Annotated in this window: 10 protein-coding genes; 3 read left to right on the plus strand and 7 right to left on the minus strand. The window is 62.4% G+C overall.

Translation table 11 applies throughout. The features are described from left to right. The first annotated feature begins 76 nt into the window (after positions 1-76). Positions 77-1,450: a hypothetical protein gene (locus tag FXB41_RS36945; RefSeq protein ID WP_219685287.1), complete on the plus strand. Its 1,374-nt coding sequence runs from the start codon at positions 77-79 to the stop codon at positions 1,448-1,450. Positions 1,451-1,460: 10 nt separating this feature from the next. On the opposite strand, the gene FXB41_RS36950 is transcribed toward FXB41_RS36945, so the two are convergent. After that, entirely contained in the window at positions 1,461-2,780 is a 1,320-nt protein-coding gene (locus FXB41_RS36950) for a dicarboxylate/amino acid:cation symporter (protein WP_018456682.1), read from the minus strand. 215 nt (positions 2,781-2,995) lie between these two features. After that, complete coding sequence (locus tag FXB41_RS36955; RefSeq protein ID WP_219685288.1) at positions 2,996-3,217, minus strand: hypothetical protein; 222 nt, start codon at positions 3,215-3,217, stop codon at positions 2,996-2,998. 351 nt (positions 3,218-3,568) lie between these two features. Between FXB41_RS36955 and FXB41_RS36960 the strand changes: the two genes are divergently transcribed. Further along, entirely contained in the window at positions 3,569-3,751 is a 183-nt protein-coding gene (locus tag FXB41_RS36960; protein ID WP_007601478.1) for a hypothetical protein, read from the plus strand. Between the two features lie 19 nt (positions 3,752-3,770). Here the strand turns inward: FXB41_RS36960 and FXB41_RS36965 are convergent, their stop codons facing one another. From FXB41_RS36965 to FXB41_RS36975, 3 genes are all read right to left on the minus strand, one after another. Beyond that, entirely contained in the window at positions 3,771-5,147 is a 1,377-nt protein-coding gene (locus FXB41_RS36965; RefSeq protein WP_219685289.1) for a vWA domain-containing protein, read from the minus strand. A gap of 5 nt (positions 5,148-5,152) precedes the next feature. Further along, the gene (locus FXB41_RS36970; protein WP_007601482.1) at positions 5,153-6,100 is read right to left on the minus strand and encodes an AAA family ATPase; all 948 of its coding nucleotides are present in this window, start codon (positions 6,098-6,100) and stop codon (positions 5,153-5,155) included. A gap of 147 nt (positions 6,101-6,247) precedes the next feature. After that, on the minus strand, positions 6,248-6,448 hold the full coding sequence (locus FXB41_RS36975) for a hypothetical protein (RefSeq protein ID WP_007601483.1): 201 nt from the start codon (positions 6,446-6,448) through the stop codon (positions 6,248-6,250). A gap of 224 nt (positions 6,449-6,672) precedes the next feature. Here FXB41_RS36975 and FXB41_RS36980 point away from each other — a divergent pair, with 224 nt between their 5' ends. Further along, positions 6,673-7,647: a quinone oxidoreductase family protein gene (locus FXB41_RS36980; RefSeq protein WP_219685290.1), complete on the plus strand. Its 975-nt coding sequence runs from the start codon at positions 6,673-6,675 to the stop codon at positions 7,645-7,647. Between the two features lie 39 nt (positions 7,648-7,686). On the opposite strand, the gene FXB41_RS36985 is transcribed toward FXB41_RS36980, so the two are convergent. Next, positions 7,687-7,962, minus strand: coding sequence for a hypothetical protein (locus FXB41_RS36985; RefSeq protein WP_219685291.1), 276 nt, complete (start codon positions 7,960-7,962; stop codon positions 7,687-7,689). A 96-nt stretch (positions 7,963-8,058) separates the two neighbouring features. After that, a complete protein-coding gene (locus FXB41_RS36990; RefSeq protein ID WP_007601486.1) occupies positions 8,059-8,667 on the minus strand; it encodes a S24 family peptidase in 609 nt (202 codons plus the stop codon). Between the last annotated feature and the right edge of the window lie 247 nt (positions 8,668-8,914).

Genomic DNA, 8,914 nt, shown 5'->3' on the forward strand with positions numbered 1-8,914 from the left:
GATAGAGACACGAATCAGACAGGTCTGGAGCCGCGACGGCCTCCCGCCGGACCACGAGACCCATTCGACGGCGCCTATGAACAGCGGCATCTCTTCTCCATCCCATCGCGGAAACCGGTTTTACCAAGGCCTGACGGCGACCTTCGTTGCCAACGCGCTTCAGGCGGTGAACTTTCTCGGTGATCGATTCCTGAGGAAGTCGCATCATCCGTTCACGTCCATCGAGGACCTTTACCGGCACTCGATGGACAGTGCCTTTGCGGTATCTGAGTCCTTTCTCGTCACCGGCGCGCCGCACGCCTCTGCGTACTATCCGCGCGACTTCGCCTGGTTCTATCCCGACGTCCTCGATCCCGACACCATCATGGATTCGCAGGATGCGGTGCGCCGGGCTCGTCTGCTCGACAAGAGCGTCCGGCTGCTGCTGGAAGCGGTTCGCGCCAACGTCGTCACGACGACCATCGTCCCGGCCGGGCGCGCCCGGTATCTCGGCGTGAACTATTTCTCGCGCCCTTCGGATACGCTGCTCGGCATTCTGGCCGGCCTGCGGCAGATGATCTCGGCCGAGGAGAGAGCGTCATCCTATCTGGCGATGTCGCAATGCGCGCATGCCGGCCGCCTGCTGCTGGCCGAATATTGCGGCGATCTGAAGCGTGCGATCCTCCAGCTCGCAAGCGAGCTCGAACCGTTCAATGATGATGGCTCCACCTATTTGCTGTGCGACGCCAGTGCTCCGCGCTCCGCGGCAACCGACACGCGCGCCGAGCGCAGGCGTTTCGTCACCAATGCCTGCGTCTACACGACGTTCGTGTGGGGCGTGCAGCTCGGAATCGTCGACGAGAACGAGCTGAAGCGGCGGCTCGGACGCGACCTGGAGCAGTACAAGAGGGACCTGCTCCGCCTGTTCGGCAAGGACGGCTATATCAGGCATTCCCTGGACGGCCCCACGGGCTCGCCGGCGTCCTCGGTCGCGCTGGATTTCGCCAGTGTGCATCGCGGCTTCTGGGATATGAGCGAGCCGGCCGAGCGCGCGCTGTTCGCGGCCACGGCGGATCTGATCATTGCGGAGCCGCGCTTTCGCATCCCCAGCACATTCCACTTCCTGGTGTCCGCGGATAGTCCGCGGAACAAGATGATCCACAAGATCGCGGCTCCCGCCTACCAGGGACGTTCCTCCTGGCCGACGTTCAACGTCGAGTTCGCGGATCGCATGCTGGATTATGACGAATTCTCGGGGAGCGATACCTACCGATCCTGCGCCCAGGGAATTCTGAAGGACATTCGCACCGCGACCGAGGTCCACGGCGGCTATCAGGAACTGATCTCGGAACAGGGCCTGAAATATCGCACCTGGGCTTACAAGGGGGCCGTGGCCCACTCCTGGTTTCCGCGTTTCCTCTCCGTCTGGAGGAGGGCGCATGGAACGCCGCTCCTCCAGTGGAATGACTGAACGGCGGTCATTACCCCGCCGTCACGTCCACAAGCTCGCCACCGTCGAGCACCTTGGCCGCCTTGGCGCGGTCAAGGTCGCCTTCCCAGGCGGCCACAACCACGGTCGCAACGCAATTGCCGGTGAGGTTGCCGACCGCGCGAGCCATGCCGATGAACCAGTCGACCGACAAAACCAGCACGAGGCCGATCGCAGGGATGCTCGGCACCGCGTTCAGCGTCGCCGCCAGAATCACGATCGCGGAGCCCGGCACGCCATGCGCGCCCTTCGAGGTGATCAGGGAGACGCCGAGCACCAGCAGGAGATCGCCGAAGGACAGCGGCGTGTTGGTCGCCTGCGCGATGAAAACGACTGCGAGCGTGAGGTAGATCGAGAAGGCGTCGAGGTTGAAGGAATATCCGGTCGGGATGACGAGGCCGACGACGGAATCCTTCACGCCCATCCGCTCCAGCTTCTTCATGATCTGCGGCAGCACGGCGTCGGACGAGGCGGTCGCGAGCACGATGGTCAACTCCTCGCGCAGGTAGGCGAGGAATTTGAGGATGTTGATGCCGGCGAGCGCCATGACGCCGCCGAGCACGCCCAGCACGAAGATGCCGACCGAGACGTAGAACAGCGCCACCAGTGAGACGAGCTGCTTGAGCGAGCCGACGCCGTATTTGCCGACGGTGTAGGCGACTGCGCCGAGCACGCCGAGTGGAGCAACGCGGACGATAAGCCCCATGACGCGGAACAGCACGGTCGAGGCGGCATCGATCATCGACGTGACGAGCTTGCCTTTCTCGCCGCCGACCAGTGCGAGGCCTACGCCGAACAGCACGGCGAAGAACAGCACCTGGAGCACGTCGTTGCGCGACAACGCGTCGAACGAGGTGCTCGGGATTACGTTGAGGAGGAAGGAGCCGATGCCGCCGCCCTGAAGCTTGTGGGCGTTATCGGCATAGGTATTGAGGGCCTTGGCGTCCAGCGTCGAGGGATCGATGTTCATGCCGTGGCCGGGGCCGAAAGTGTAGGCCAGGATGAGACCTACCACGAGCGCGACTGTGGTCATCACCTCGAAATAGACCAGCGCCTTGACGCCGACCCGTCCGACCTTCTTGAGGTCGCCCGCGCCGGCAATGCCGTGCACGACGACGCAGAACACGATCGGCGCCACGATCATCGAAATCAGCTTCAGGAAGGCGTCGCTAAGGATCTTGAGGGAGATGGCAAAATCCGGCGCGGCCACACCCAGGATGATGCCGAGGATCAGCGCGGCCAGGACCTGGACGAACAGCGATGTGTAGAGCGGCTTTGGCTCGGCGGCCGGGGCCGCGGCAATGGTCGACATGGTGACTCCCCCGTTTTGACGACGTCTCGATCGTCGAAAGGAGCAACTAGCGTGCCAGATTGTCGCGGTTTTCGCTGAGGAGGAGGTCTATTTGGTCGCTTTTGCGGTGCGACCGGGCATCCGCATCGGCACCGGGAAACCGTTCGAGGTGCCGTCGGTCACTGGACAGGCGATTTTGCGGTCCTACGGTCACGTTCCGCACGCGGGTGGCCGCGTCACGCCGCGAGATCTAGCAGCCGACACGATCCGCGTACCAGCACCTTGCGTCCATTCGGGGTCATGACCGGGACGCCGTCGCAGACGACGACAAGACCGAGCTTGACGAGGCTCTCGATGAGATTGGCCTTGGAAAGGCGACCGTTCGACACCGGGTTGCGAAGCGCCTTCAGGACCTCCCATTGGTCTGGCGAAAGATCGAAGTCGATGTCGCTGCTCATGCTGCCTCAAGCCATAGTGCCGTTCGTGCGCCTCTGTTAGTGGCGCTGCATGAAGACCGTGCGACGACAATGAGTCGGGAATTCGGTGAGGTGTTTAGAACTTCTCTTCACAAATTGCTGCACGCCATTGCGCCACAAGAGTTAAGACCGCTCGATCACTAGGATCGTCCGGAGCCTCGATCACATATTGATGATGTGGGCTTGATGTTGGTCCGCGAACAACCGCACTGCACGGGAAGCGCTGCTGTCCCATTCTGCGTCGCAATATGCACAGAAATCATGAGACGAAGGGTTGGAGATTTTGTTACGCTGATTCGCGGGGAATAGCTTCACACGGCAGGAGTGGAGTGCATGAACAGACTGGTCGAAATTCGCAGTCAGGAATCCCTGTGCCGGGAGCGCGCCGCGCTTGATTTCCAGCGCCGGGTTTTCTGGCTTGCGCAAGCTCAAGAATGGGAGCAGCGCGCGCTTGACGAGATCGCCTATCATTTCCGGGAGTGCAATGTGGCTCAGACGGAGCTGGTGCGAAACTGACGTCGGCTGTGGGTAAGGCCTACTGATAAGTCGCCACAATATCGGACACCGCGCGCTCGAGCTGCTGCGCGGTCGCGCACTGGCGCACCACGCTGCAGAAGGTCGCATAGCGCGGCATCTCGGAATCGCCAAAGCCCCAGGCGAGACGTCCTTCGGGATTGAGCCACACCAGCCGTTTCGAGCGCTCCGAGATGCGGCGCAGGATGTCGGCGCGCGGATCGAGATTGTTGCTGCGGGCATCGCCCAGCACGATCACCGTGGTCTGCGGCGTCAGCGCGCTCATGAACTCCTTCTCGAAATCGACCAGCGAAGAGCCGTAGTCGGAGGAGCCGAAGCCGACCTTGGACATGATCTCGGCCATCGCCTCTTCCGGCGGTTTCGATTCAAGGATGTCGCTGACTTCGATCAGATGCGAGGAGAAGGCGAAGGAATGGACGTCGTCGACGACCTCGTGCAGCGAATGGATCAGGAGCAGGAAGAAATCCGAGACCTGCGCGACTGAGCCCGAGACATCGCAGAGCGCCACGATCTTCGGCCGGTCGCGATGCTTGCGCTTCCAGGCTGTGAGAAAGGGGATGCCGCCCCAGGCGGCGTTCCGGCGCAGCGTGCGGCGGACGTCGAGATGACCGCGCCGTTGGCGCTTGCGTGGTTTCGAATAGCGCTCGCGCAGGCGCCGTGCGATCTGGCGGATGAGAGCGCGCATCTCCGCGACATGGCGCCGCTCGATGCGGGCAAGCGGCGCGTTGCGCAGAATCTCGTTGCGGAGGTTTTCAGCCTCCTCGCGGGCATAGAGCGCAAGCCCCTGCGCGACGGTGTCGCGAACGGCTTCGCGCAAGGCATCGAGCGCGGCGCGAAGCCGCTCGGCCAGTGCGGGATTGGTCGGGGTCAGCTCGTCGAGATCGTCGCGTAGCCGCTGGAGCCCCATGGCGTCGAGGATGCGGCTGGAGAAGATGCCGCGCTGGGTGGAGTAGCGGATGTCGGACAGGGAGGCCGCACCTGAGGCGCTGGCGATCGCGGCGGTGATCGCGTTGCGATCCTGCGACAGCAGCATCCTCGCGAGGGGGCCCAATTCTGCGGGAGGCGAACCGCCGCTTGCATCGCTGGCCTCACCAGATGATGGAGATTGATCCGCGTCCTCCGAAACATCGTTGCTGTCGGCTTCAGATTGTTCCTGCCGCGGCTCCGGCTGGCTGAAGAACAGGTCGAAGCAGTCACCGAGCGCGAGCTTTTCGTCCTGCGACTTGGCGAGCGTCAGAAGGAGCGCATCGCGCAGGATGGTCCGGTCGGAAACGCCGACCTGCGCGACCGCGCGCATCGCATCGATGCTTTCGGCAGGCGAGACATGGACGCCGGCGCCCCGTGCCGCACGGAAAAAACGATGAATATTCTCGCGCATCGGCGTCAACCGAAGACGTTGGATCGTGCTGCCTTGGCAATGAAGGTCGTAATCTGAGGCTGAGCCGCCTCGATGTCGGCCTCGTATTTCAGGAGCACGTTGAGCGTGTCCTTGACGATCTCGGTGTCGAGCTCCGAGGCCTGCAAGAGCACCAGCACGCGCGCCCAGTCGATGGTCTCGCTGACTGAAGGCAGCTTCTTCAGGTCGAGCGAGCGGATTTCGTGGATGAAGCCGACCATCTGCCGCCGCAGCGTCTGCGAGATGTTGGGGACGCGGCTCTCGACGATGCGCTCCTCGAGCCGCTGCTCGGGGAAGCCGATGTGCAGATGCAGGCAGCGCCGCTTCAGGGCATCGCCGAGATCGCGCTCGCTGTTGGAGGTGAGGATCACCGTTGGCGGCGTGATTGCGGAGACGGTGCCGAGTTCGGGGATCGTGACCTGGAAATCGGAGAGAATTTCCAGCAGCAACGATTCGAACTCCGCATCCGACTTGTCGATCTCGTCGATCAGGAGCACGCAGCCGCCCGGCTGCTCCAGCGCTTGCAGCAGCGGCCGCGGCTCGACAAACTCCTTTGAGAAGAACACGTCGCCGAAATCGTGGAGCTGATTAAGTGCAGCGTGCAGAGTCTGCGCGCCGCCCAGGACTTCGCCGAGCTTGTCCTTGAGGATCTGCGTGTAGAGAAGCTGCTTGGCGTATTTCCATTCATAGAGCGCCTTGGCCTCGTCGAGGCCTTCGTAGCATTGCAGGCGGATCATCTTCAGGCCGCGCCAGGCCGCGATCGCCTTGGCAAGCTCGGTCTTGCCGACGCCCGCGGGCCCTTCGACCAGGATCGGCTTCTCGATCTGTTGCGACAAATACACGGCGGTCGCGATCTGCCGGCTCGCGATGTAGCCTTGCGCGGCGAGGCCGCTCTCCACTGCCTCGATCGCTGTCGAGGGCTTCTGTTCAGCCACGAGAAGGCGCTCCCAAAGGTCTTGATTGAGGCTTGTTCTGCCTGCGTTCACGGCAAAGAACAAGCCTCGTTTGGGAGAGGCCAGACCCGCGCCAATGGGCGTTTCTTCCGCTCAACGCAAATAGTCGGGCGGCTACCGGCCGCGCGATCAGTGCCGCAGCAACTCCGGCTTGCGGATCGTCTGTCTGACCTCGGCGCCGCAATCTGCGCATTCATAGACGAAGTCGATCTTGGCAAGACTCCAATGCGGTTCGACCTCGCGCACATACATCGGAAGGAACCCCATGCAAGCGGGGCAAATCACAGGCGCGATCTCGATATCCTGATGATGCTTTACATAAGCTGGCATCTCGGCTCTCCTTCGCAGACGACCTCCAAACCCGCGCGAAGGCTACTGCCGGCCGGCGCAAGGCCGACATCAACTCTTTCGAACAGAGGCGGAACAGCGGAGGTTTGTCGTTCGCTGTGACATTCTTGTTACGTCTCTGCACTGTGACGGGCGGACCAAATACCTATTTCAAAAGCCCGATCCGGTATTCGGACTCTGACCTCAACGATAAGGGAGCAACGCCCATGACGCATGCCATTCGCTTTCACAAGACCGGTGGTCCGGAAGTGCTGGTCTGGGAGGAGGTCAGTGTCGGCAAGCCCGGACCGGGCGAGGCGCGAATCCGCCATACCGCCGTCGGTCTCAACTTCGTCGATATCTACAACCGTTCGGGCCTTTACCCGGCGCAACTGCCGAGCGGGCTTGGTAGCGAGGCTGCTGGCGTCGTCGAGGAGGTCGGGCCCGGTGTCACCGATGTGAAGCCGGGCGATCGCGTCGCCTACGGCGCCTCGCCGCTCGGCGCCTATTCCGAGGCGCGGCTGATCCCGGCCGACCGACTGCTGAAGCTGCCGGACAGTATCGACGACAAGACCGCGGCGGCGATGATGCTGAAGGGGCTCACCACGCAATATCTGATCCGGCAGACCTATCGCGTGAAGGCCGGCGACACCATCCTGCTCCATGCGGCCGCCGGTGGCGTCGGCCTGATTCTCTGCCAGTGGGCCAAGCATCTCGGCGCGACCGTGATCGGCACCGTCAGCAACGACGAGAAGGCCAAGCTCGCCAAGGCGCATGGCTGCGACCATGTCATCATCTATAGCCGCGAGGATTTCGTGAAGCGCGTGGACGAAATCACTGGCGGCAAAAAGGTGCCGGTCGTCTATGACTCCGTCGGCAAGGATACGTTCTTGAAGTCGCTCGACTGCCTCGCGCCGCTCGGCGTCGCCGCGCTGTTCGGTGCGTCCTCCGGCGCTGTCGAGCCGCTCAATCTCGGTTTGCTCGCGCAGAAGGGCTCGCTCTACGTCACCCGACCGACGCTGTTCACCTACGCCGCCAAGCGTGAAAGCCTGGTCGCGATGGCAGGCGAGCTGTTCGACGTCGTCAAGTCCGGCGCGGTCAAGATCGAGGTGCACCAGACCTATCCACTGAAGGACGCCGCCAAAGCCCATGCCGATCTCGCCGCGCGCAAGACCACGGGATCAACCGTTCTCACGGTGTGATCTCCGAACGGGCTGTGGCGCAAGCCGCTTGGGCCTGCGTCACGTCCGCTCATGCTTGCGCAGATCGCGGGCGTGATCGAGGCGCAGGGCCTGGAGGTCGACTTCTTCGGGCGGGATCCGGGGCAGGGCAGCCTCGGCGAGGATCGCCTCGGGCACGTCTTCGACCGAGTTCTCCACGATCTCCTGGATGAACGAGGTATTCCGATATTCACCTGAGGCGACGCGGGAAATGACCTCGCGCCTGGTGATTTCAGGGTCGACGACCGCTTCCCGGCCGCGGCGCCCATAGTCGATCATCACGACGAAATACTGCATGAAACGATCCTGCCGTGCCCCATGGTCGGGCACGGCAGAGTATTTCCGAAAAACGGAATCAAGTCAAGGTGCATTTCGAAAAAACGGAATTAGAGCCTACTTGCTCCGCTTGCGAGGGCGCGCCGACTTGGCGCGCAACCGCTCCAGCTGCCCCTTGGGCATGGACAGGCAGATCTCGCCGACCCACTCCAGTTTCACGCCGACGATCTGCTTGGCATTGAAGCTGGTGAGATTGACGACGGAGGGGGATTTACCCCGCTCGATAGTCTTCAGATAGCGCTCGCCGGTCTTGAGCCGGACCACGGCCTCCTCGCCGTAGAAGCTCGACAGCGGATGGCGCTGGTCCTTGTAGACCACGATGACGTCGCCGCTCTCGTATTTGGGCAGCATCGAATCGCCCACGATCTCGAATGCGATGGTCTCCTCCATGATCGGAAAGGGCAGCGCGATGTCGCCAAGGCCTTCCGGGGGAACCTGCTCATAATCCGGCTCGATCACGGCACCGGCCCCGACGCGACCCATGATCGGCGCGAGATTGAGCTCGAGATATTCCATGATCGGGATGATTTCCGAAGCCTTCACAAGGCGCTCGCCGCCGAGGATCTCCGAGACAGCGCCGGGGCGAACGCCCATGGCAGCCGCCAGGCCACCCTTGCTCTTGCCCGTCTTTTCCAGGCCCCGTTCGATCATTGCAGCGTCCAACATGGTGATTCCCTCGATTGTCCATCGTCCCGCCTCTTGTAATCCGAAATTCGGAATTGATGCAATTATGAATATCAGAATTGTCGCTTGACTTCGACTTCGGAATACCGGAATGTGGGCTCCGCCTCGCGATCGTGCGATCGGAGGAGGCGCATCACAGGACAGCAGCATGGAACCGGGCCATTGGTCGTCGGAGCACTCCGACGCGCTTCGCGACTATTTTCTCAAGGGAATGTCTTATGCGGAGATC

Origin of the sequence: Bradyrhizobium canariense, assembly GCF_019402665.1 — a bacterium.
GTDB lineage: Bacteria > Pseudomonadota > Alphaproteobacteria > Rhizobiales > Xanthobacteraceae > Bradyrhizobium > Bradyrhizobium canariense.

Bases quoted from the DNA above. Each gene is read 5' to 3' on its own strand.
- FXB41_RS36950 (WP_018456682.1), bottom strand. From the start codon at position 2,780: ATGTCGACCATTGCCGCGGCCCCGGCCGCCGAGCCAAAGCCGCTCTAC.
- FXB41_RS36990 (WP_007601486.1), bottom strand. From the start codon at position 8,667: ATGTTGGACGCTGCAATGATCGAACGGGGCCTGGAAAAGACGGGCAAG.
- FXB41_RS36975 (WP_007601483.1), bottom strand. From the start codon at position 6,448: ATGCCAGCTTATGTAAAGCATCATCAGGATATCGAGATCGCGCCTGTG.
- FXB41_RS36960 (WP_007601478.1), top strand. From the start codon at position 3,569: ATGAACAGACTGGTCGAAATTCGCAGTCAGGAATCCCTGTGCCGGGAG.
- FXB41_RS36955 (WP_219685288.1), bottom strand. From the start codon at position 3,217: ATGAGCAGCGACATCGACTTCGATCTTTCGCCAGACCAATGGGAGGTC.
- FXB41_RS36980 (WP_219685290.1), top strand. From the start codon at position 6,673: ATGACGCATGCCATTCGCTTTCACAAGACCGGTGGTCCGGAAGTGCTG.
- FXB41_RS36965 (WP_219685289.1), bottom strand. From the start codon at position 5,147: ATGCGCGAGAATATTCATCGTTTTTTCCGTGCGGCACGGGGCGCCGGC.
- FXB41_RS36945 (WP_219685287.1), top strand. From the start codon at position 77: ATGAACAGCGGCATCTCTTCTCCATCCCATCGCGGAAACCGGTTTTAC.
- FXB41_RS36985 (WP_219685291.1), bottom strand. From the start codon at position 7,962: ATGCAGTATTTCGTCGTGATGATCGACTATGGGCGCCGCGGCCGGGAA.